This is a genomic window from Arthrobacter sp. SLBN-122 (assembly GCF_006715165.1).
GTDB lineage: Bacteria > Actinomycetota > Actinomycetes > Actinomycetales > Micrococcaceae > Arthrobacter.
The window spans coordinates 645,149-668,235 of record NZ_VFMS01000001.1; the positions used below are offsets into that span (position 1 = coordinate 645,149).

At 67.1% G+C, this 23,087-nt stretch carries 18 protein-coding genes and 2 tRNA genes; 8 read left to right on the forward strand and 12 right to left on the reverse strand.

Going from position 1 to position 23,087, the window contains the following annotated elements:
- Positions 1-23 precede the first annotated feature (23 nt).
- The 4 genes from FBY36_RS02985 to FBY36_RS03000 all read right to left on the reverse strand — a co-directional run bounded on the left by FBY36_RS02985 (position 24) and on the right by FBY36_RS03000 (position 4,777).
- Positions 24-1,004, reverse strand: coding sequence for a DUF2797 domain-containing protein (locus FBY36_RS02985; RefSeq protein WP_142117275.1), 981 nt, complete (start codon positions 1,002-1,004; stop codon positions 24-26).
- 28 nt (positions 1,005-1,032) lie between these two features.
- Positions 1,033-1,896, reverse strand: a complete 864-nt coding sequence (locus FBY36_RS02990) for an HpcH/HpaI aldolase/citrate lyase family protein (RefSeq protein WP_056334094.1) — start codon at positions 1,894-1,896, stop codon at positions 1,033-1,035.
- A gap of 169 nt (positions 1,897-2,065) precedes the next feature.
- Entirely contained in the window at positions 2,066-3,007 is a 942-nt protein-coding gene (locus tag FBY36_RS02995; RefSeq protein ID WP_142117276.1) for an aldo/keto reductase, read from the reverse strand.
- 57 nt (positions 3,008-3,064) lie between these two features.
- On the reverse strand, positions 3,065-4,777 hold the full coding sequence (locus FBY36_RS03000; RefSeq protein WP_142117277.1) for a glycoside hydrolase family 13 protein: 1,713 nt from the start codon (positions 4,775-4,777) through the stop codon (positions 3,065-3,067).
- A 97-nt stretch (positions 4,778-4,874) separates the two neighbouring features.
- Here FBY36_RS03000 and FBY36_RS03005 point away from each other — a divergent pair, with 97 nt between their 5' ends.
- On the forward strand, positions 4,875-6,086 hold the full coding sequence (locus tag FBY36_RS03005) for an ROK family transcriptional regulator (protein WP_142117278.1): 1,212 nt from the start codon (positions 4,875-4,877) through the stop codon (positions 6,084-6,086).
- A gap of 5 nt (positions 6,087-6,091) precedes the next feature.
- Here the strand turns inward: FBY36_RS03005 and FBY36_RS03010 are convergent, their stop codons facing one another.
- Both FBY36_RS03010 and FBY36_RS03015 read right to left on the reverse strand, forming a co-directional pair.
- Entirely contained in the window at positions 6,092-7,663 is a 1,572-nt protein-coding gene (locus tag FBY36_RS03010) for a Na+/H+ antiporter (RefSeq protein WP_142117279.1), read from the reverse strand.
- A gap of 18 nt (positions 7,664-7,681) precedes the next feature.
- Positions 7,682-8,338, reverse strand: coding sequence for an NAD(P)H-binding protein (locus tag FBY36_RS03015; protein ID WP_142117280.1), 657 nt, complete (start codon positions 8,336-8,338; stop codon positions 7,682-7,684).
- A gap of 102 nt (positions 8,339-8,440) precedes the next feature.
- Between FBY36_RS03015 and FBY36_RS03020 the strand changes: the two genes are divergently transcribed.
- From FBY36_RS03020 to FBY36_RS03040, 5 genes are read left to right on the forward strand one after another with little or no spacing between them, the layout of a single operon-like run.
- A complete protein-coding gene (locus FBY36_RS03020) occupies positions 8,441-12,151 on the forward strand; it encodes a nitrate reductase subunit alpha (RefSeq protein WP_142117281.1) in 3,711 nt (1,236 codons plus the stop codon).
- Positions 12,151-13,845, forward strand: a complete 1,695-nt coding sequence (gene narH, locus FBY36_RS03025) for a nitrate reductase subunit beta (RefSeq protein ID WP_142117282.1) — start codon at positions 12,151-12,153, stop codon at positions 13,843-13,845. The genes FBY36_RS03020 and narH overlap by 1 nt, the downstream gene beginning before the upstream one ends.
- Positions 13,842-14,462 (forward strand): nitrate reductase molybdenum cofactor assembly chaperone, encoded by a 621-nt coding sequence (gene narJ / locus FBY36_RS03030; RefSeq protein WP_142117283.1) that lies wholly within the window; start codon positions 13,842-13,844, stop codon positions 14,460-14,462. The genes narH and narJ overlap by 4 nt, the downstream gene beginning before the upstream one ends.
- Before the next feature lie 2 nt (positions 14,463-14,464).
- Positions 14,465-15,262 carry a respiratory nitrate reductase subunit gamma gene (narI, locus tag FBY36_RS03035; RefSeq protein ID WP_142122452.1) on the forward strand — a complete coding sequence of 266 codons (798 nt, stop codon included), beginning with the start codon at positions 14,465-14,467 and terminating at the stop codon, positions 15,260-15,262.
- Positions 15,263-15,300: 38 nt separating this feature from the next.
- Positions 15,301-16,521 carry an MFS transporter gene (locus tag FBY36_RS03040; RefSeq protein ID WP_142117284.1) on the forward strand — a complete coding sequence of 407 codons (1,221 nt, stop codon included), beginning with the start codon at positions 15,301-15,303 and terminating at the stop codon, positions 16,519-16,521.
- Here FBY36_RS03040 and FBY36_RS03045 read toward each other — a convergent pair.
- Positions 16,506-17,060, reverse strand: coding sequence for a dihydrofolate reductase family protein (locus tag FBY36_RS03045; protein WP_142117285.1), 555 nt, complete (start codon positions 17,058-17,060; stop codon positions 16,506-16,508). The genes FBY36_RS03040 and FBY36_RS03045 overlap by 16 nt on opposite strands.
- 67 nt (positions 17,061-17,127) lie before the next feature.
- Positions 17,128-17,787, reverse strand: coding sequence for a TetR/AcrR family transcriptional regulator (locus FBY36_RS03050; protein ID WP_142117286.1), 660 nt, complete (start codon positions 17,785-17,787; stop codon positions 17,128-17,130).
- A gap of 91 nt (positions 17,788-17,878) precedes the next feature.
- Between FBY36_RS03050 and FBY36_RS03055 the strand changes: the two genes are divergently transcribed.
- A complete protein-coding gene (locus tag FBY36_RS03055) occupies positions 17,879-18,331 on the forward strand; it encodes a nuclear transport factor 2 family protein (RefSeq protein ID WP_142117287.1) in 453 nt (150 codons plus the stop codon).
- On the forward strand, positions 18,328-19,227 hold the full coding sequence (locus FBY36_RS03060; protein WP_142117288.1) for an SDR family oxidoreductase: 900 nt from the start codon (positions 18,328-18,330) through the stop codon (positions 19,225-19,227). Before FBY36_RS03055 ends, FBY36_RS03060 begins: the two co-directional genes overlap by 4 nt.
- An 8-nt stretch (positions 19,228-19,235) precedes the next feature.
- Here FBY36_RS03060 and yidC read toward each other — a convergent pair whose 3' ends face one another.
- The 4 genes from yidC to FBY36_RS03080 all read right to left on the reverse strand — a co-directional run bounded on the left by yidC (position 19,236) and on the right by FBY36_RS03080 (position 22,854).
- The gene (gene yidC / locus FBY36_RS03065; protein WP_142117289.1) at positions 19,236-20,024 is read right to left on the reverse strand and encodes a membrane protein insertase YidC; all 789 of its coding nucleotides are present in this window, start codon (positions 20,022-20,024) and stop codon (positions 19,236-19,238) included.
- Between the two features lie 223 nt (positions 20,025-20,247).
- A tRNA-Met gene (locus tag FBY36_RS03070) sits at positions 20,248-20,321 on the reverse strand.
- A gap of 60 nt (positions 20,322-20,381) precedes the next feature.
- Positions 20,382-20,453 (reverse strand) — tRNA-Thr (locus FBY36_RS03075).
- Positions 20,454-20,751: 298 nt separating this feature from the next.
- Positions 20,752-22,854 (reverse strand): DEAD/DEAH box helicase, encoded by a 2,103-nt coding sequence (locus tag FBY36_RS03080; RefSeq protein WP_142117290.1) that lies wholly within the window; start codon positions 22,852-22,854, stop codon positions 20,752-20,754.
- Positions 22,855-23,087 lie beyond the last annotated feature (233 nt).

Sequence of the window (23,087 nt, forward strand, 5' to 3'; positions counted from 1 at the left end):
CCGTCCAGGCCTTGCGGGCCCTGCTAGAACAGAGACTCCTGCACTGCCGGGACCTCCGAAGCGTAGTCACCCAGGGTGATGGTGCGGGCGGCCAGTTGGGACAGGTTCACCACGAACACGGCGTCCGTGCCGTCGAGCCGGGCCAGCACGTTGGCCCCGCTCAGCGCCGTGATCCGGAAGCCGTGCTGCCCCTGGTCCAGGGCATGCGGGTAGGGATGGCGTTGGCCTGGCCCGTGCAGGGCGTCAGCCTGCGCCGGCCGCACCCACTGCTCCGCCACAGTTTCAAAGCCGTCGACGGCGGTGCGCGCCAGCAGCGCGCGTACCTCGGCGGCCGCGCGGGCATTCGTGGCCAGCAGGTCCGCCGCCGGGAGCGGCTGCAGCAGGGCGTCCGCCTTGGCTGCGGACCGCACTTGCTGCGTGAGGCCGACCTCGGCCGTCACCAGGTCCTCCAGGATCCGCACCACGCGGCCGTCCTGCGCCCTGGCAACATACGCCGCCGTGGCTGCCCCCTGCTCCGCGAGCCTGCTCCACTTCCGCGGACCGGAGGCTGTACCCACCTTGGTGGCACCGCCGGCGAACGTGGCAATGTACAGCCAGTGTTCCTGCATCAGGTAGTCGCGCAGGCCCGGGGTGACCCGGCCGCCCCGGTGGAAGTCATGCATCAGCCGGGACTCGTCCAGCACGAAGCACCGCTCGCACTGCTTTCCCCTAGCGGCCGGGACGCGGGAGCCGCAGAGGATGTGGCTGCGCGAGCCGGCCGACTGGACCTGGACGTGGCCCAGGCAGAACCTGCCCGGCTGTGCCACCCGGAAGCCGAGGCGTGCGCCGGAATGGAGGCCCAGCTCCCGGAAGTCTCCCTCCGGCGACTGGAGGCGCAGAACCGGGCCGCCGGCGTCGTCCATTGCCTTGGCAGGGTCAGCTGCCTTTGAACCCGCCGCTGGGCTGGAGCCCGGTGGCGGCCCATCCCAAAAGACCCCGTGGACCAGATAGCGGGTATCGGTCACGGGGTCTCCTGAAAGGTGATTGGTGGGGCTACAGCGCGGGCTGCACCCCGAAGGCTACGGCGAGCTTCATGATCTTCTCGGCGCGGCCCAGGCGGGGCAGGTCGGAGCCGTCGCGGATGACGCGGCCGTTGGCTTCGAAGTCGTTCATGAAGTCGGTGGCCCAGGCGACGTCCGACGGCGTGGGGCTGATGACCTCGTTGATGACCGGCGTCTGGTCGATGGCCAGGCACAGCTTGCCCGTCATGCCCATCATTACGGTGATGCCGGTCTGCTCGCGCAGGATGGGGTGGTTGGTGCCGACGGTGGGGCCGTCGATGGGGCCGGGCAGGTTGCCCACCCGGCTGGCGACCACGAGCTTGGCGCGCGGGTAGGCCATGGCTTCCGGGGTGGCGGCCATGCCCGTGTCGCGGCGGAAGTCGCCGGAACCGAAGGCCAGGCGGAACGCGCCCTGGGCCTTGGCGATGTGGTTGGCTTCCTCGATGCCGAGGGCGGATTCCACCAGGGGGATCACCGGGGTCTTGCCGTCCATGCGGTGGAAGCTCTCGGTGACCTGGTCCGCGGATTCGGTCTTGGCGAGCATGACGCCCAGCAGGCCCGGGGTGCCGCGCAGCCCGGCGAGGTCATCGGCCCAGAACGGGCTGGTGGCGTCATTGATCCGGACCCAGGCCTTGCCGCCGGCGGTCAGCCAGTCAATCACGTTGCCGCGGGCCTGGTCCTTCTGGGACGGGTCCACCGCATCTTCAATATCCAGGATGATCGAGTCGGCACGGGAGACGGCCGACTGGTCGAAAAGCTCCGGCTTCATGGCATTGACCAGCAACCAGGAACGGGCGATCTCTGCGGGGATATTGCGTTCCGGCCTAACGGTTTCGGCGGCGATGGTAGACGTCATGCTTTCTACAGTATCCGCCCCGCAACCGGCACGGCGAAGAAAAGGGCCAGCTTGTGAGGTTCAATACGAACTAAACGGGATATGACTGATGCCTCTGGGACATGTAGGTAGCAGCAGGTGCCGTTATGAGGCTCCATAACGACACCTGCTGCTACCCAGTTGGGAGGGGTCAGGGGATGTTGCTCCCGCGCGCCGTGACCCAGAGTTTGTACCAGTCGGCGCGGCTGAGGGCCTGCGCCACCCGGGCCGCGTCAGCGCAGGCCCGGATCCGGTCCAGGTTAACCGTTCCGATCACCGGTGCGATCCCGGCTGGATGCTTCATCAGCCAGCCGAGCAGGACAGCCTCACCGGAGGTGCCGTACTGTGCCGCAAGCTCCGCCACGAGTTCGGCAGTTGCCGCGTCGGCTGAGGTGGGGCTGTCGGGTTCCGCCCCTGTATAGACGCCGCGGGCCAGGGAGCCGTACGCCTGCAGGGTGATGTTGTTGCGGACGCAGTACTCCACCGTCCCATGCGGGAAGCTGTAGTCCAGGTGTTCCGGGTGGTTGACCAGGACCTGGCTTTCCAGCCATGCCCGCTTGAGCAGGCTCATCTCCAGCTGATTGGCCACCACCGGGGTTTCCAGCCGGTCCTGCAGCACCTCAATCTGCGCTGCGGACATGTTGGACACACCCAGTTGCCGGACCTTGCCTTCGTCCATGAGCTGCCCGACGGCCGATGCCACCTCCGCGGGGTCCGCCAGGGGGTCGGGGCGGTGCAGCAGGAGGATATCCACGTAGCCGGTCCGGAGCCGTTCCAGGCTGCCGTTGACCCGTTCCAGGATGGCCTCCCGGCTCAGGTCGTAGTGGGTCTGCAGGCCACGTTCGTTCAGCCGGATGCCGCACTTGGTCTGCAGCCGGATCCGCTCCCGCAGGCCCGGAGTGGCGGCCAGGACCTCGCCGAACACAGCTTCGGACTTGCCGCTGCGGTAGATGTCCGCATGGTCGAACAGGGTGATCCCGGCGTCCAGGGCCGCCTGGACGGCCGCAGCGGCCTGGTCCACATGGTGGCTTCCATGTGGCTCGTCAGACCAGCTGCCGCCCAGTCCCATGCATCCGTAGATGACTTCCTGCATCAGGCCCGCTCCCCCATCAGGACAGCCGGCCTTCCCAGGACTCCAACCAGGCCCAACTCAACGCAGCCAGGCGGTGGTGTTGGCCGGCAGCTTGCCGTCCTCCAGCGGGCCGCTGCTGACCAGCACCTCGCCGGCCGGAAGCTCGACGGCGGTGTTCCCGAAGTTGGTCACGGACTGCCAGCCGTTGGGCCGCTTGAAGTGCAGGACATCCGGGTTCCCGTTTTCGGCCCACTCGAGCGCCTCGTCCGTCATCAGTTCGCGGCGGAGCTTCAGGGCCTTGCGGTAGAGCTCCAGGGTGGAGCCATCGGTCCCGTCCTGGGCCTCAACCGCGTACTTGCTGAACCAGTCCGGCTGCGGCAGGTGGGAGCCGCCCTCGCCAAAGCCGAAGGACGTGCCCTCCACCTTCCAGGGCAGTGGGACGCGGCAGCCGTCGCGGCCGATTTCCACGCCCTTGTTGCGGAAGAAGGACGGATCCTGCCGTTCCGATTCGGGAATCTCGGCCACTTCCTGAAGGCCCAGTTCCTCGCCCTGGTAGAGGTAGGCGGATCCGGGAACGGCGAGCATCAGGAGGGTGGCGGCCCGTGCACGGCGCTCGCCCAGTTCAACGTCCAGCTGGTCCTTGGGGCCGCCGGCCAGCAGCCAATCCTTGCCGTCCTGGCCCTTGGCGCCGGCCTTTTCCTTGGCCACCTGGGGCAGCCCGTAGCGGGTGGCGTGCCGCACGACGTCGTGGTTGGAGAACACCCACGTGGAGGAGGCGCCGGTGGCGGCGGCCTCGGCCAGGTTGCGGGTGATGATCTCCTTGTATTCGGCGGCGTCGAAGTCGGCCTGGAGCAGGTCGAAGTTGAACGCCTGGCCGAGGCCCTGGGGGCTGGCGTAGCGGGCACGCCGGGTGGCGTGCACCCAGGCTTCGGCGACGGCGGTGCGCGGCGGGTTGTACTCGTTGAACACTTCGCGCCATTCGGCGTAGATCTCGTGGACCTCGTCGCGGTCCCAGAACGGGTGCGTTCCGTCGTCGAATCCGTCCACGCCGGTGTTGGCGGCGCTCAGTTCCAGCTTGGAGAGCAGCGGCTCGGTGAGGTCCTTGGTGAGGGCGTGGGCCACGTCGACGCGGAAACCGTCAACGCCGCGGTCGGACCAGAAGCGCAGGGTCTTCAGAAAGTCATCCCGGATCTCGCGGTTGGACCAGTTCAGGTCCGGCTGTTCCTTGGCAAAGATGTGCATGTACCACTGGCCGGGGGTGCCGTCCGGTTCGGTGATGCGCTCCCAGGCGGGCCCGCCGAACACCGAGTCCCAGTCCGACGGCGGGAACTCACCGTTGTGGCCTTTGCCGTCACGGAAGATGTAGCGGTCGCGTGCCGGGGATCCCTTTGGCGAGGCAAGTGCCTCCTGGAACCACTTGTGCCGGTTGGAGGAGTGGTTGGGGACGATGTCCGCAATCAGCTTGATGCCGGCCTCGTGCAGCGCGGCGGCCATTTCGTCGAAGTCGTCCAGCGTGCCCAGCTTGGGGTCCACGTCGCGGTAGTCGTCCACGTCATAGCCGCCGTCCGCCAGCGCGGAGGGGTAGAACGGGCTCAGCCAGACGGCGTCGATGCCCAGCGACTTCAGGTACGGGACCTTGGCGGTGATGCCCTTCAGGTCACCGATGCCATCGCCGTTGGAGTCCGCAAAGCTGCGCGGATAGATCTGGTAGACGGAGGCCTGGCGCCACCAGTTGGCGTCGGCCGGGCGGTCGGAGTCGGACAGGGTTGCCAGCGTGGCAGTGGTGGACAAGGGGTGATCCTTTTCTGTGCAGCAGGGTACATTTATATTGAATCTAAATTTACTTTCCCAAGTATTATCTGGTGCTTTGTACAGGAAGGTCAACAGCATGCCTGAACTGGTTCCGGCGACTCCCCAGCTGCTGCGGCGGGTCAGTGCCGGCGCAGTCCTGGAGTTCCTGCGCGCCTCGGCCGCTGTGACCGTCACGGACGTCATGGCAGCAACCGGCCTGACCCGCGCCACCACCATCGCCGTCTGCGAGGACCTGGTCCGCCGAGGCTGGGTCCTGGAGCGGGAGAACCAGCGCGAATTCGGCGGGTACCAGAAGGGCCGTCCGGCACGCCGCTTCGAACTCAACGAGCGCGCAGGCGTGGTCCTGGGCATGGACATCGGCTACGCCAAGGTCACCGCGGTGGTATCGGATCTCCGGGGCAAGACCCTGGGACGGTCCAGCCGCCCCTTCCAGGCCGGCGAGGTGGGCTCCCGGGAACGCATCGCCTTTATCGACGGCGTGGCCATGGCCGCCCTGGGCTCCGCAGGAGCGGAACCAGGACAGGTGCTGGCCGTGTGCGCGGGGGTTGCCGCGCCGGTGGACCGGCACGGCGACGTGGTTGCCACGCAGACATTCTGGGGGCTGTTCGACCTGGGACTGCGGGCGGCCCTCAAGGAAACCCGCGGCTGGACCGTGCTGCTGGAAAACGACGCCAACCTCGCAGCCCTGGGTGACCGCTGGCAGGGTGCGGCCGCGGCGATTGACGACGTGGTGGTGATCCTGGCCAGCGAACGGCTGGGTTCAGGCATCGTTGAGGGCGGCCGGCTGGTCCACGGAACACGCGGCAGCGCCGGGGAACTCGCGTACCTGGATCTGGTGGAAGGGGTGGGTGACACCTACGGCATAGCGCACCTTGCCCGTACCTGGGCGGCCGAAGCCCTGGCCACGGACAGCCCCACAGCCCTCCGCAACGTCCAGCTCGGGCGGGTGGAGGCAGAGCAGGTCTTCGCCGCTGCGGAACAGGGTGACGCTGTGGCGCTGGGCATCCTGGACCGGCTGGCGGACAGGATGGCGAGGGTGATAGGGACCGTGGCCACCCTGCTCAACCCCGAGCTGGTGGTAATCGGCGGCGGTGTGGCAGATTCCGCCCACGTGCTCCTTGACCCCATCAGCGAGCGCCTGGCTGAATACACAGCCACCCCCGCCCGCGTGGCAGTATCCCCGCTGGGCGATTCCATCGTGACGGTGGGCGCGGTGCGCCGCGCCCTGGACTACGTGGAGGGGAACTCGCTGGACCTCGTACTGGCGGGGCCCGTTACTCCGGGCTGAACCCGTTACTCCGGCATGACCATGGTCCGCAGGTCCAGCTGACGGAGCACCCGGTCCGCCACCTCCGGGTCCATGTCCGGCTCGTTGCGGGCCGCCACCACTTTCTGCCGCGCCGCGTCAAGCGCGATGGTCTGCACGGCGATGGCCAGCTCACGACCCCGCTGGCGCTTTTCCGCCAGCGGTTCGTTCCGCAGGCTCCCGTCCGTCAGATCCGCGTGCAGGCGCCGCATCCGGTCCCTGACCAGCGCCACTTTCTCCGGCGGCAGGTCCGTCATCAGATCGTGCTGCTTCAGGGCCGCGACCGCTGCTGCCTGCGCACGTGTGGCCAGCAGCCGGACGGCGTCGCGCTCTGCCGTACCGTCCTCGGAGGCCTTGAGGACCCGCATCAGCCACGGCAGCGACAGCCCGGGAAGGACCAGCGTGGCAAGCAGCACCGCGCAGGCAATCACCAGCAGGTAGTCCCGGCCCGGGAAAGGCGTCCCATCAGCCAGGGTGAGCGGCAGGGCCAGGGCCAATGCCAGGGTGGCCAGCCCGCGCATGCCGCACCAGGTCAGGATGAGGACTTCCTTCAGGGACGTGGGCTGCAGAAGGTTCCGGCGGTTTCGGGCGCCAAGGGCCAGGACACCCAGCCACAGGAAGCGGACCGCGAAGACCAGGACGCAGACCACGACGGCCACCCCGATCATGCCGAAGATTTCCGTCCCCTCATCGCGGACCACATGGCGGATTTCCAGCCCCACCAGGCCGAAGGCCAGCCCGGTGACCAGCAGTTCCACCACATCCCAAAAAGCAGTCCGCGTGACGCGTTCGGCCGCGTCCTGCGGGCGGGCGTGGCGCTGCATTTCAAGGGCGGTTACCACCACGGCAATGACGCCTGAGGCGTGCATCTCCTCGGCGAGGATGTAGGCGGCGAAAGGCACCACCAAGGTCACAGCGCTACGGGCCACCATTGATGTGACCAGCCGGGTGACCAGGGCGATCAGCCAGCCCATGGCGATGCCCACCAGGACGGCAAGCGCCGCGCCCACCAGGAACTTCGGGACGACGTCAGCCTGCACCCTGGTTCCGCCCACGGCGGCGGCCACGGCCGCCTGGAAGATCACGATGGCGGCGGCGTCGTTGAATAATCCTTCGCTTTGAAGGACCGTGATCAGGCGGCGCGGCATGTGCACCCGGCCCGCCACCGACTCCACGGCCACAGGATCCGGGGGCGCCACCATGGCCCCGAGGGCGATGGCCGCGGGAACCCCTATGCCGGGAATCATCAGCCATGCCGCGCCGGCCACAACCGCCGTGCTGATGACCACCAGGGCCACGGCCATCAGGATCAGCGTGCGCCACCGGACCCGGAACACCGCCCACGAACTCCGCTGGGCGGTGGCAAACAACAATGGCGGCAGGAAGATGGGCAGGATGAGCTCTGGGGCAATCTCCAGGTCAGGAAAGCCCGGGATGAAGGTCAGCGCCACTGCCAGGAGGAGCATCAGGACCGGGTACGGCAGCTTCAGCCGGTCCCCCAGGCCCACAGCCACCACCGTGGCCAGCAGCAGTCCGATGATGAGGGCGAGCTGGTCCATGAGCCGCTTCCCCGGCCGTTAGGCGCCCGGCTCCAGCGCGGCCGCCACGGGCAGCGTGCCGTCGCAGAACTCGATGGTCCGCCCCGCCGTCTGGGGCAGGTCAAGTACTGCGGCTGCGACGATCGCCGCATTGACCCGTGAGGTTTCCTGCTCGTCCTCCGGGGAGGGATCAACGGCGATCCGTCCGGCACCGGGTTTGTTGGTCAGGGCACTGGGCCCAAGGATGGTCCACGCCAGCCCGGTGCCGCGCAGATACTCGTCCGCGGCCGCCTTGGCTTCCGCGTAGGCAAAGAAGCTGCTGTCTTCCGGCACCCCGTGGTCCTTGCCGGCGCCGAAGTAGGACACCATGACATACCGGTTCACGCCGGCCTGGGCAGCAGCATCCATCGAGCGGATGGCGGCATCCCGATCCACTGCATAGGTGCGCTCGGGACTGCCGCCGCCGGCACCGGCGGACCAGACCACGGCGTCGTGGCCAGCCAGCGCGTCGGCGATTTCCGCCGTCGTGGCATTCTCCACGTCCAGGACTGACGGCGAGGCGCCGGTGTCGGCGACGTCCCCGGCATGGTCCGGATTCCGGATGAACGATGTAACCGAGTGGCCTTCGCCGGTGAGGAGCTGGGACAGGAGGAGGGCCACTTTGCCGTGGCCGCCAATAATGGCGATGCGTGTCATGGACCCATTCTGCCTGCAGGCACCTGGATGCAGAAGCTGCGTGAGCCTGAACAGGGCCGTTATGCCCTATCCCGACTGAAGGCACCTGCCTAGCTTGGGGGCATGGCTGCCGGACCCCATGCGGGGTTAGATGGACCCGCATCAGAAGCAATGTTGAAGCTGGGCCGTTTTTTCACACGGTGGGACCAGACCGACGACGGCAGGGCGGTCTTCCGGGAGGGCGGCCGCAAGGGGGACGTCTTCTACCGCGACCGGTGGAGCCACGACAAGGTGGTCCGCTCCACCCACGGCGTGAACTGCACCGGCTCCTGCTCCTGGAAGGTGTACGTCAAGGACGGCATCATCACCTGGGAATCCCAGCAGACCGACTACCCCTCGGTGGGCCCGGACAGCCCTGAATACGAACCCAGGGGCTGCCCGCGCGGGGCGGCCTTCTCCTGGTACACCTACTCCCCCACCCGGGTCCGCTTTCCGTATGCCCGCGGCGTCCTGGTGGAGATGTACCGCGAGGCCAAGGCCCGGTTGGGGGACCCGGTGCTCGCCTTCGCGGAGATAGCGGCGGATCCGGAACGTCGCCGCCGCTACCAGCAGGCCCGCGGCAAGGGCGGCCTGGTGCGGGTTTCGTGGCAGGAAGCGGTCGAAATCGCGGCTGCCGCGCACGTGAACACCATCAAGACCTATGGCCCGGACCGCTGCGCCGGCTTCTCGCCCATTCCCGCCATGTCCATGGTCTCGCACGCCGTGGGTACCCGCTTCATCCAGCTTATTGGCGGGGTGATGACCTCCTTCTACGACTGGTACGCGGACCTTCCGGTGGCCAGCCCGCAGGTGTTCGGGGACCAGACTGACGTCCCTGAATCCGGGGACTGGTGGGACGCACGCTACCTCATGATGTGGGGCTCCAACGTCCCCGTCACCCGCACGCCGGACGCACACTGGATGGCTGAGGTGCGCTACCGAGGCACCAAGGTGGTCACCGTCAGCCCGGACTATGCGGACAACACCAAGTTCGCGGACGAGTGGCTCCCAGCCCAGGCCGGCACCGATGCCGCGCTGGCCATGGCCATGGGCCACGTCATGCTCAAGGAGTTCTTCGTGGACCGGCAGGTCCCTTTCTTCACCGACTACGTGAAGCAGTACACCGACCTGCCCTTCCTGGTCAGACTGGAAAGGCGCGACGACGGCGTCCTCACGCCGTCGAAATTCCTCGCCGCCAGGGACATCCCGGCGGAGTCCGGGGCTGAGGATGCGGCGTTCCGCACCGTCCTGTTCGACAAAAAGGCCGGCCGGCCGGCCGTCCCGAACGGTTCCATGGGCTTCCGCTACTCGGGCAGCGGCGAGGGAAAATGGAACCTGGACCTCGAGGGGATCGAGCCGGCGCTGTCCCTGCGGGAGGTCTCGGGTGAGAGCGCCGAGATCCTGCTTCCATGCTTCGAGCAGGCGGACGGCACCGGCAGCGTGCTCCGGCGCGGGGTGCCCGTGATCGAGGTGGAGGGCCAGCTGGCCACCACCGTGTTCGACCTGATGCTCGCCCAGTACGGGGTGGGCCGCGAGGGCCTGCCCGGGGACTGGGCCGCCGGCTATGACGACGCCGCCACACCCTACACGCCCGGGTGGCAGGAGGAAATCACCTCCGTTCCGGCCCAGGCCTGCATCCGCGTGGCCCGCGAATTCGCGCGGAACGCCGAGGAATCCAAGGGCCGCTCCATGATCATCATGGGAGCGGGCATCTGCCAGTGGTTCCACGGCGACACCACGTACCGGGCAATCCTTGCACTGGTGATGCTCACCGGCTGCATGGGCCGGAACGGCGGCGGCTGGGCGCATTACGTGGGGCAGGAGAAGACGCGGCCGGTCACCGGCTGGGTGTCCCTGGCCAACGCGCTGGACTGGTCGCGGCCGCCGCGCACCATGATCGGCACCGGCTACTGGTACATGCACACGGACCAGTGGCGGCAGGACGGCTACTCCGCCGACGCCCTGAAATCACCCCTCTCCACCGGCGCCATGGACGGCCTGCACACCGCGGACGCCATCGCACAGTCCGCGCGGCTCGGCTGGATGCCGTTCTATCCCCAGTTCGACCGCAACCCCCTGGACCTCGCGGACGAGGCGGAGGCCGCCGTCGCCGCCGGAACCGCCAAGGACACGCCCAGCTACATTGCGGATGCGCTCAAGAACCGCACGCTGAACCCGGCCATCGAGGACGTGGACGCCCCGGAAAACTGGCCCCGCACCCTGGTGCTGTGGCGCTCCAACCTCTTCGGTTCCTCGGCAAAAGGCAACGAGTACTTCCTGCGGAACCTGCTGGGCACGCACAACAACGTGCTGGGCCAGGACCACGCCGAAGGCCTCAAACCCACGCACGTGAAGTGGCACGAAAAGGCACCGGAAGGAAAGCTGGACCTCCTGGTCTCTGCAGACTTCCGGATGACTTCCACCACGCTGCTCTCCGACGTCGTCTTCCCCGCCGCCACCTGGTACGAGAAGCATGATCTCTCCTCCACGGACATGCACCCGTTCGTGCACGCGTTCACCCCGGCCATCGACCCGCCCTGGGAAACCAAGACCGACTTTGACACCTTCCACCTGCTGGCCCGCGAATTCTCCCGGCTGGCCCGGACCCACCTGGGCGTCCGGAAGGACCTGGTGAGCGTGCCGCTGCAGCACGACACCCCCGGCCAGCTGGCCCAGCCCGGCGGGATCGTGCGGGACTGGCGGGGAACGGACATCCCCGCTGTTCCCGGCCAGAACATGCCCGTCTTCTCGGTGGTGGAGCGGGACTATACGGCCATCGCGGACAAGCTCGCCGCCGTCGGACCCCTGGCGGACAGGCTCGGCTTCACCGTCAAGAACGTCACCTACAAACTCGACGGCGCGCTGAACCGGCTCAGCCACGCCAACGGCGTGATGCTGGGCGGCGCCGCGGACGGCCGCCCGGCGATGGACACTGACGCGAAAATGGCGGAAGCAATCCTGGCCTTCTCCGGCACCACGAACGGCCAGCTGTCAGTGCAGGGCTTCAAGGACCTGGAAGTCCGGACGGGGCGGAAACTGGCGGACCTGTCCGAGGGCTCGGAGGAAAAGTTCATCACCTTCAGCCAAACGCAGGCAGCGCCGGTCCCGGTGATCACTTCGCCGGAATGGTCCGGTTCGGAGACAGGCGGCCGCCGCTACGCCCCGTTCACCATCAACATCGAACGGCTCAAACCCTTCCACACCCTGACCGGCCGGATGCACTTCTTCCTGGACCACGACTGGATCACGGACATCGGCGAGGGGCTCCCCATCTACCGGCCGCCGCTGGACATGCACCGGCTCTTCGGCGAACCCAAACTCGGCCGGAACGGGGAACTGGAAGTGGTGGTCCGGTACCTGACGCCGCACTCCAAGTGGTCCATCCACTCCGAATACCAGGACAACCTGCTGATGCTCTCGCTCTCCCGCGGCGGGCCCACGGTCTGGATGAGCCCGGCCGACGCCGACTCCATCCAGGTCAAGGACAACGACTGGGTGGAGTGCCTGAACATCAACGGCGTCCTGGTGGCCAGGGCCATCGTCAGCCACCGGATGCTTGCCGGCGTCGTCTACGTTCACCACGCCCAGGAACGCACCATTGACGTGCCGAAGTCCGAAGCCACCGGCCGGCGCGGCGGCATCCACAACTCGGTGACCAGGCTGCTGGTGAAACCCTCGCACCTGATCGGCGGCTACGCCCAGCTGGCCTACGCCTTCAACTACCTCGGCCCCACCGGAAACCAGCGCGACATGGTGGCCACGGTCCGCCGCCGCTCACAGGAGGTGCAGTACTGATGCGAGTCATGGCTCAGATGGGCATGGTGATGAACCTGGACAAGTGCATCGGCTGCCACACGTGTTCGGTCACCTGCAAGCAGGCCTGGACCAACCGTGCGGGCACCGAGTACGTCTGGTTCAACAACGTGGAGACGCGTCCCGGGCAGGGCTACCCGCGCCGGTACGAGGACCAGGACAAGTGGCGGGGCGGCTGGGACCTCAACAAGCGCGGCAAGCTGGTCCTCAAAGCCGGCGGCAGGGTGAAAAAGATGTTCGGGCTCTTCGCCAGCCCGGTCCAGCCCGAGCTCAAGGACTACTACGAGCCGTGGACCTACGACTACAAAACCCTGGTGGACGCACCCCTCGGCGACGACTTCCCGGTGGCCCGGCCCAAGTCCCTGATCACCGGCGAGGACACCAAGGTCACCTGGTCCGCAAACTGGGATGACAACCTGGGCGGCTCCGCGGAGCACGGCCACCTGGACCCGATGGTGGAGAAGGTCCGGCGGGAGTCCGAGGACAAGATCAAGTTCGCCTACGAGCAGACGTTCATGTTCTACCTGCCGCGGATCTGCGAGCACTGCCTGAACCCGTCCTGCATGGCCTCGTGCCCCTCCGGCGCGATCTACAAGCGGGTGGAGGACGGGATTGTCCTGGTGGACCAGGACAAGTGCCGCGGTTGGCGGCAGTGTGTCACCGGGTGCCCGTACAAGAAGATCTACTTCAACCACAAGACCGGCAAGGCGGAGAAGTGCACCTTCTGCTACCCCCGGGTAGAGGTGGGGATTCCCACCGTGTGTTCAGAGACGTGCGTGGGCAGGCTGCGGTACCTGGGGCTGTTCCTGTACGACGCCGACGCCGTCACCGCGGCGGCGTCCGTCACCGATCCGCAGGAACTCTACGACGCCCAGATGGACGTGCTGCTGGACCCCCACGATCCCGAGGTCCAGGCGGCCGCCCGGGCGCAGGATATCCCGGAGGACTGGATCGACGCCGCCCGGCGCTCGCCGGTGTACGCCCTGGCCAAGGTCTACAAGGTGGCGCTGCCGCTGCACCCCGAATACCGGACCATGCCGATGGTCTGGTACGTGCCGCCGCTGTCCCCCGTGGTGGACCTGCTACGGGACCAGGGGCACGACGGCGAGGACCACGGCAACCTGTTCGGCGCCATCGACGCGCTGCGCATCCCGGTGGAGTACCTTGCAGAACTCTTCACGGCCGGGGACGCGGACCGGGTCACTCTAGTGCTGCGGAAGCTCGCGGCCATGCGGTCCTTCATGCGCGGGATCAGCATGGGCAACGATCCGGACGAGTCCATCCCCGAGTCCGTGGGCATGGACGGACAGACGATGTACGAGATGTACCGGCTGATGGCCATCGCCAAGTACGACGAACGGTATGTCATCCCCAAGGCGCACGTGGAGCAGGCGCACGACCTGGAGGAGATGGGCTGCTCGCTGGATTTCGACGGCGGCCCGGGCATGCAGGATTCCTCGCCGTTCGGTGAGGCGAGCGGCAGGCCTGTCCCGGTTGCCGTGGACACCTTCAACGCGCTCAAGGACCGGCAGACCACCGACGAGATCGCGGCCGGCACCAGCCTTAAGGGACGGGTGAACCTGCTGAACTGGGACGGCCGCGGGGCGCCGCCCGGGCTCTTCCCGGATAAGGGGCCTGAACCGGGCACCTTGGCTGCTGCCGAGGACCAGCCGTGAGCCGCCGCGACCAGGTGCTTTACATGGCGGGTGCTTGGTGCCTGTCCTATCCGGACCAGGACCTCCTGGGCAAGGTGCCGCTGATGCGCGCCGCGCTCGCAGAGTTCGCTGGCGCCGTCGAACATTTCCGGGAGGTGCTGGACGCGTTGGAGTCCATGCCGCTGATGGAGAGCCAGGCGCACTACGTGCGCGAGTTCGACCTGGGCCGGCGGCACGCCCTGCACCTGAGCTACTGGACGGACGGGGACACCCGGCGCCGGGGTGAGGTGCTGGGCCTGTTCAAGGAGGCCTACCGGCACAGCGGCGTCCTGGTGGACCTGGACGGGGAGCTGCCCGACTACCTGCCCATGGTGCTGGAATTCGCCGCCCGGGTGGATCCCGCCGCCGGACGGACATTGTTGCAGCGCTACCGGGCCAGCCTGGAAATGCTCCGGCTCGGGCTGCTGCGGGACAACCTGCCGCACGCCGCGATCCTGGCTGCCATCTGCGCCACTTTGCCCGGGAAGTCACCCCAGGACGAGCAGGAAGTGATGCGCATGGCTGGGTACGGTCCACCCACCGAACGCGTGGGACTGGATCCCTACGACCCACGGCTGCTGCCGGTCAGGGGGTCATGACCATGCCGGCACTCAACGGGACGTTCCCGACCGGGCCAGGCGCCGCCGTCGTCCTTAACTCCTGGGACACCGTCCTGTGGGGCGTCCTGCCCTACGTCATGGCGGTGGTGCTGGTGGGCGGGCTTATCTGGCGGTACAAGTACGACCAGTTCGGCTGGACCACCAGGTCCTCCCAGCTCTACGAGTCCAGGCTCCTGCGGATCGCCTCGCCGCTGTTCCACTTCGGGCTGCTGGCCGTCATCGCCGGGCACTTCTTCGGACTGGTGATCCCGATGGCGTGGACCCAGGCGGTGGGCATGAGCCAGGAGTTCTACCACTTCAACGCCCTGCTGGTGGGCGGCATCGCCGGGGTGGCAACGCTGGGCGGCATTGCCCTGCTGATCTACCGGCGCCGCACCACCGGGCCGGTATTCATGGCCACCACCAAGAACGACAAGACCATGTACGTGGTGCTGACCGCTGCCATCGTCTTCGGTTTGTGGACCACGCTGGCCAGCATCTTCGAGGGCGAACACGGGCACAACTACCGGGAGACAGTGGCACCGTGGTTCCGCTCGCTGTTCATCTTCCAGCCGGACATCGCGGCTATGGCCGCTGCGCCGTTCTCCTTCCACCTGCACACCCTGGTGGGAATGGCGCTGTTCGTCATCTGGCCGTTTACGCGGCTGGTGCACGCCTTCACCGCGCCCCTGCACTACCTCTTCCGCCCGTACATCGTCTACCGCTCGCGGGACAGGGAAACGAAGGGCCGGGGCTGGTCCGCCGTGGGCACGCCGGACCGGGACACCCGCAACCGCTGACCGGCGGATTGCTTTTGACGATGCAGTGAGGAGCAGCAGTGGCCGGAACAACATCAACGCCGGGCAGCGGCAGGGCGCTGAACCTGGCGCTTGCGACGGCGGCGTCCGTGGCAGGTTTCTGGGCATGGAACTCCGTAGCCACGCTCGGCGCGTTCTACACCAAAAACCTGGAGCTTACGCCGGCCACCACCGGGATCCTGGTGGCCATGCCGGTGTTTGTCGGTTCACTGGGCAGGATCGTGGTGGGCGCCCTGACCGACAAATACGGCGGCCGGGCAATGTTCACCGTGGTGCTGCTGGCCGCCATCCCTCCCCTGCTCCTGGTGTCGGTCGGCGGGCTCCTGAGCTCCTTCGCGCTGGTACTGGGCGCCGGGCTGCTGCTTGGCGTGGCAGGCACCGTGTTCGCCGTCGGGATCCCCTTCGTCAGCGCCTGGTATGAACCGGCCCGCCGCGGCTTCGCCACTGGTGTTTTCGGCGCGGGAATGGGCGGGACCGCGCTGGCGGCCTTCCTGAATCCCCGGCTCGTTGCCGGGATCGGATACTTTCCCACGCACCTGCTGATCGCCGGTGTCCTGGCCGCGATGGCCGTGCTCGTCTGGTTCCTCATGAAGGAATCCCCGGACTGGGCACCTAACCACGCTCCGGTGCTGCCCAAGCTCCTTGATGCCGCCAGGACGCCGGTGACCTGGAAGATGTGCTTCCTCTACGCGGTGGTCTTCGGCGGTTTCGTGTCCTTTGCCACCTACCTGCCCACATACCTGCGGGACGTCTACAGTTTCGATCCCGCCGGTGCGGGCGCCCGGACCGCCGGTTTTGCCCTGGCCGCTGTCCTTGCCCGTCCGGTGGGCGGTGTCCTCGCGGACAAGCTCGGCCCCAAGCCGGTGGTGATCGCAGCCCTTGCCGCCGTCGCGGTCCTGGGCTGGGTGGTAAACATGCGGCCCGACGGCGAGGTCCCCGCCGGTGCCACGTTCGTTGCCATGGCGGCCGCACTGGGTTTAGGGACGGGAGGCGTCTTCGCCTGGGTCGGCGTCCTGTCGCCGGCCGGAAAAGTGGGCAGCATCAGCGGCATCGTGAGCGCAGCCGGCGGACTGGGCGGCTACTTTCCACCGCTGGTCATGGGCGCGACCTATGACGCTGCAACCCGCAGCTATTCAATCGGGCTGCTCCTGCTGGTGGGCACAGCCCTGGCGGCCCTGTTGTTCACCCTCTTCGCAGTACAGCCCCGGGCGGGCGCGCCGGCGGTTCAGCGGGCTCCGTAGCGCAGGTAGACCACACCGTTTCCGAACCGCTGCTCGTCCAGCAGCTGGAACTTTGCCTCCAGCCCCTCCGGGAAGAAACGCAGGCCGCCGCCCACGGCAACCGGATTGATGAAGAACTGGCACTCGTCCACGAGGCCGGCCTTGAGGGCGTGGGCCGCGAGAGTGGGGCCGCCGATGCTGATGCTCCGGTCTGCGGCGGCCTTCAGGTCCTCCACCGCCGCCGGGCGGAACTGCCGCTCCAGCCGGGTCCGGGGTGCAGCGGCGCTGTCCAGCGACGTGGAGTACACCACCTTGTCCGCCCCCTGCCAGATGCGCGCGTAGTCCTGGATGACCGGCGGGTCCTCAGCAGTGCCCATGGTTTCCCAGACGGACATCACCTGGTACATCCGCCGCCCCAGAAGGTAGGTGCCCACATCCCGCTCCAGGTCGTTGATGAAGGCGTGCACTTCCTCATCGGGCGCGGACCAGTTGAAGTTGCCGTCCCTGTCTGCCGTGTAACCGTCGATGGACATGATTGCGGAGTAGATCAGGTTCGACATGGGCCCATTCTGCCGGTGGAATCCCGCAGGGAACAGGGCCACCCGGGAAGTTTGGCGGCCGGTTGGGTCAGAGCAGGTTCGCTGAGAGGGTCCGGGCGATGAACGTGCCATAGCGTTCGGCGGACCATCCCCGCTTGATCACCAGGGTCTCGTAAAGTTCCGCCGTGGTGGACGTGAACATGACGTCGGCGGCCTCGGCGGTGCCGAGGCCCGGCCTAAGGAGCCCCCTGCCCACCAGCTGCCGCGCATTGTGCAGCATCCGGCGGTAACGGGCCTCGTCGACATCACGCAGCAGCGCCGCCATGGAAGCGTCCCCGCTGGCCGACGCATCCCTGATGAGGAGGTAGATTGGGGCGCCGATGGGACTGATCTCCGTGGTGAACCGGCCGAATTGCTCCATGAGGACCACAGGATCCGTTTCCGTCATCTGGGCAAGATCGGACCTCTGCTCGGCCGGCGGTCCACCCGCACCGAGGAGGCTCTCCTCGTAGATGGCGCGGACCAGCCCCGCCTTGCTGCCGAAGTTTTTGTAGACCGACTCGGCTGACACCCCTGCTGCACGCGCAATCTCCGCAATGGTCGTCGCGCCAAATCCCTGTGTGAGGAACAGCTCCCTCGCGTGCGTCCGGACGCTGTGCAGCGACTCCGCGGCGAGCTGCCGCCGCCGCCGTGCGTCATAACCGCGCGTGACAGTGCGTTTCCCGGAGGCATTGACGGGGCTCTGCATACGGTCTTAAACTCCAATCAATACAGCTAACTGTATTTAAATTAATCTAACAGGTCATGGCCTCGCCCAGCGAGGCACCAAGGAGCTTTCCATGGACACGCCAGACGGCGTGGACCGCCTCCCCGACGGCCCTGTGCGCCGAATGTTTTCCGCAACACAGCGGCGCGACCTCGATGCCATGATGGCCGAGTTCGCAGACGACTACGTCAACATCACCCCCAACCACCCCGGCCGCCGCTTCACCGGAAGCATGCAGGTCCGGAAGAACTGGTCCGCTCTGTTTGCAGGGGTCCCCGACATGACCGTGACAGTGCTGGACTCGGCAACCGGCACCGGCGGCAAGGTATGGATCGAATGGGGATCGCACGGCACCCGCCTGGACGGCAGCGCTGTCGAGCAGGCCGGCGTGGCAATCTTCAGCATCCGCGCCGACCGGATCTCTGCCGTCAGGTTCTACCTGGAGCCTGTCGAAAGGGACTCGGCGGATGTGAATGCCGCGGTCCGGGCCGTAGCAGGTGCCGACCCGGACGGAGCACGGCCATGATCCTCCTGGTCGGGGCCACGGGTGACCTGGGTGGCCGGGTGGCCCGGCTGCTGCGTGAATCCAGACAGGATGTCCGCTGCCTGGTCCGGCCCAGCACCGACGATTCATCGCTCCGTGCGATCGGCGCGGAAGTTGTGCGCGGAGATCTCACTGAACCTGCCACACTTCCGCCCGCATGCGAGGGCGTCGAAACGGTGATTGCCACGGCAACAGCAATCACCCGCCGGTTTGCGGGGACCAGCTCCGCCACCATTCGGGACGTCGACCAGGTGGGCATGGGCCATCTTGTCGATGCCGCGGAGGCCGCCGGCGTGCAACGCTTTGTCTACCTGTCCTTCCCGATCGGCAGCGCGAGCCTCCGGACCCCGCTGGAACAGGCCAAGCTCGCCATTGAGCGGCGCCTGGCCAACTCGCCCATGCGGGCCGTGGTGGTCCGCTCCGACGGCTTGCAGGAGATCCAACTCAGCCGCGCCGCACGGTTCGACCTCGCAGCGGGAAAGGCAGCCGTCATCGGCAGGGGCGATAACCCCCGTCGGCTGGTGTCCACTGAGGATATTGCCGCCCTCCTCTCCGCTGTGGCGGTGGAGCCGGATCCGCCGGCTGAGATCGACGTGGGCGGACCTGAGCCGTTGACCAAGAAAGAGATCATTGGGCTGGCAGGAGAACTGGCCCACCACCGCATGAAAGTGCAGCGCATGCCGCGCCCCGTGGCGCGGCTGGCCACCCTCATGTTGAAAAGCAGAAACGACGCCATGGCTTCTGCGCTGGGGGCCGGGCTGTCCTCAGATATCGAGGAGGCCACCTGGGACGACAAGCCCCTCCGCCAGCGGGGGATCAAGCCAAAGTCCGTCAGCGACTTCCTGAAGGAGCAGGCGCAGGCATTGGCCGGCCGCTGACGGCGCGCTCACGCCCGACGGGACACCAGGGACTGCTGCCCCAGGGTCCAGAGGTTCGAGACCGCCCAGTAGACCAGGACGCCGATGGGGAAGAAGATCCCGCCCACGCCGAAAATCAACGGCAGCACATAGAGGAGGATCCGCTGCTGGCGCATCAGCGGGCTGTCAGGATCCTGCCCGGCCATGGTCCGCGCCGCCACAAGTTTCTGGGTCAGTAACTGGCTGGCGATCATCACCAGGATCATGACGACGGCGAGCACGGCCACTGCGGCCGGCTCGCCGCCGCCGTGCAGCAGGGAAGCTGACAGCGGCGCCCCGAAGATGCTGGACGAGTCGAACTGGACCACCTGGTCGTGGCCCATCACCCCGATGCCTTCACCCTGGCGGGATGCATTGGAAATTCCTGACAGCACCTGGAAAAGCGCCAGGAAAAACGGCGCCTGGATCAACAGTGGCAGGCACGCCGAGAACGGGTTGGTGCCGTGTTTTTTGTACAGGGCCATCTGCTCCTGGGCCATGGCCTGCCGCGATGCCTGGTCCGTCCTGCCCTTGTACCTGTCCTGGAGTTCCTTGAGGTCCGGCTGCAGGAGCCGCATCCTGCGCTGGGCCCGCACCTGGGCCAGGAACACCGGGATCAGCGCCGCGCGGATGACCAGCACCAGCCCGATGATGGACAGCGTCCACGTCCATCCGCCCGCAGCCGGCATGCCCAGGGCACTCATCCCGTCGTGGAAAGCCACCATGATGGCGGACACCAGCCACCGGAACGGCTCCATTACCGCCGTGAAAAAGTCCACCGATCCCCCATCCGCACGTTGCTGCCAAGCTACTGCGCAATGGAGCACCCTGTCACGACTCACGTGTTCCTTTTCGCCCCCCGAATTACATTAGGACCCCCATATGTGCGCCGCGCAGGTGAATATCTGCAGCGAAGATGCTTTAGAGAGTCGATTCGGGCTCCCCCGGATCCGGGAAACAGGAAAGCCCCCGGATCCTTGCGGAATCCGGGGGCTTAGCCTGTAGCGGTGGGGAGGCTCGATCTCCCGACCTCACGATTATGAGTCGTGCGCTCTAACCAACTGAGCTACACCGCCACGAATGAGAAAAACCTGCGTCAAGCCGGTCAAACCGCCTTGACGCAGGCCCTCATTCAGAGCCCCCCACCGGAATCGATCCGGTGACCTCGTTCTTACCAAGAACGCGCTCTACCACTGAGCTAGGGGGGCAACGAGTAAATACTCTACCGGAAGATTTCCGCACCAACAAATCGACGCCAAGAGCCCTTCCGGGGCCATCGCGATCGCGCTTTTGCGCGCCCCGGGAGGGCCTTTTTCCTCGGAATTCCGCGGCTGGAGGGGCCGGTGCCAGCAGAGTGGACGACGGCGGCAAGCACCTTCCAAGGTCCCTTAGGCGCCGCGTCGGGGCAGGAATGTGGCCAGTCCCACACCTCTGCCGTTAAACGCCGATGGGCCGGCTCGAAAGCCGGCCCATCGCCGTCGTCAATTCCTCAACGCGAGGGGTGGTTTACCACTTGCCCTTGCGGTTGAAGTCGCGGTGTCCGCTGTCGCCGCCGCTGCGGGGCTTGCGGGAGCCATCGCCGTGCCCGCCGAAGCGGGAGTCGCTGGCCTGGCCGCGGTCGCTGAAGGAACGCTCGCTGTACGAACGACCACCACGGTCAGCGGAGGACCGCTCGCCATCGTTCTTGCGGAATTCCTTCTTGAACCCGCCGTTGCCCTTGAAGTTGCCGCCACGCTCGCCGCCGCGGTTGCCCTGGTAGGCGCCACGGTCACCGGAGGGCTTGCGGCCGTTGTCCAGCTCGAGGTGGATCAGCTCGCCGCCGATCCGGGTGCGGGACAGTGCACGCAGCTGCTCGGGGCTCAGGTCGGCCGGAAGCTCCACGAGGGAGTGGTCCGAGCGGATGTCGATGCCGCCGATCTGCGCGGAGGAGATGCCGCCCTCGTTGGCAATGGCACCAACGATGGAGCCGGGCATGACGCGCTGGCGGCGGCCCACCGCGATGCGGTAGGTGGCGTTGCCCTCGGTCAGCGCACGGGTGGGTCCACGGGAGCCGAAGCCGTCCTTGGAGCGTTCGCGCTTCTGGAACTCGGGAGCAGCGGGCAGTTCCTTGACCAGCAGCGGCTGCCCGCCCTGGGCCATGACGGCCAGTGCCGCAGCGATTTCTGCTGCCGGCACCTTGTGCTCTTCCTCGTAGGAAGAGATCAGGTCGCGGAACATCGAGACGTCCTCGGACTCGAGGGTCTCGGTGATGCGCTCGGCGAACTTGCCCAGGCGCAGCGAGTTCACGGTCTCGGCGGTGGGCAGGTGCATCTGCTCCACCGGCTGGCGGGTGGCCTTTTCGATGGCGCGCAGCAGGTACTTCTCCCGCGGCGTCATGAACAGGATCGCCTCACCGCTGCGGCCCGCGCGGCCCGTGCGGCCGATACGGTGCACGTAGGACTCGGTGTCGTGCGGGATGTCGTAGTTGACCACGTGGCTGATGCGCTCCACGTCCAGGCCACGGGCGGCGACGTCGGTGGCCACAAGGATGTCGATCCGGCCTTCCTTCAGCGCGTCCACAGTGCGCTCACGCTGCTGCTGCGGGATGTCGCCGTTGATGGCGGCAGCCTGAAAACCGCGTGCCTTCAGCTTGTCAGCCAGGTCCTCGGTGGCCATCTTGGTGCGCACGAAGGCGATGACGCCGTCGAACTCTTCCACCTCGAGGATGCGGGTCATGGCGTCGAGCTTGTGCGGGCCCATGACCTGCAGGTACCGCTGGCGGGTGTTGGCGCCGGTGGTGGTCTTGGACTTGACGGAGATCTCGGCCGGGTTGTTCAGGTACTGCTTGGACATGCGGCGGATCTGGCTCGGCATGGTGGCCGAGAACAGCGCAACCTGGCGGTCCGACGGGGTCTGCTGGAAGATCTGCTCCACGTCTTCGGCGAAGCCCATGCGCAGCATTTCGTCAGCCTCGTCCAGCACCAGGTACTGGAGCTCTGACAGGTCCAGGGAACCCTTGGAGATGTGGTCGATCACGCGGCCGGGGGTACCGACAACCACCTGGGCGCCGCGGCGCAGGCCGGCGAGCTGGGGGCCGTAGGCGGAGCCGCCGTAGACGGGCAGCACGGTGAAGTCGTCGATGTGCTTGGCGTAGGAAGTGAATGCTTCCGCCACCTGGAGGGCAAGCTCACGGGTGGGGGCCAGGACCAGGGCCTGGGTCTTGCGGGACGGGCCGTTGAGGTCGTGGAGCTCGGCCAGGCGGGACAGTGCCGGTACTGCGAATGCTGCAGTCTTACCGGTTCCGGTCTGGGCCAGGCCCACAACGTCGCGGCCTTCGAGCAGCAGCGGGATGGTGGCTGCCTGGATGGGGGACGGCTTTTCGTAGCCGACATCCTGCAGGGCAGCCAGGACACGGCCGTCGATGCCGAGATCGGCGAAGCGCACGCCGTCTTCTTCGTCCTCGTCAGCCTTGAGTGCCGGGGCTTCTTCGGCCTTCGCTGCGGCATCGGCCGGAGCGGCTTCGGGAGCTTCAGCGGTTACGCCGTCGGCCTCTGCTGCGGGGGCAGCGGGCTCGGTGAATTCGATGCCGGCGGTTGCTTCGGTGGTGGTTTCGTTCTGATTTTCGGGCATAGGGAGATATTCCTCATCCATAGGGGGCCAGGCGGCACTACCCGAGGTGAGCGGAGCCGCAGTACGCGTGCCGATGATGCCGGGCAAACGTTGACCGGCCGGTCACAGAAGTCCGGCGCTTTCGCAATCCCGTGGCAGGACTTCGCGCTGCATCTCTTGGCTGCTATCCCAGCAGTCTGTACAGCGTTTTCTTTAGCCGGCTCTCCCTATGAAAATGCCCGCATCGCTTGCGC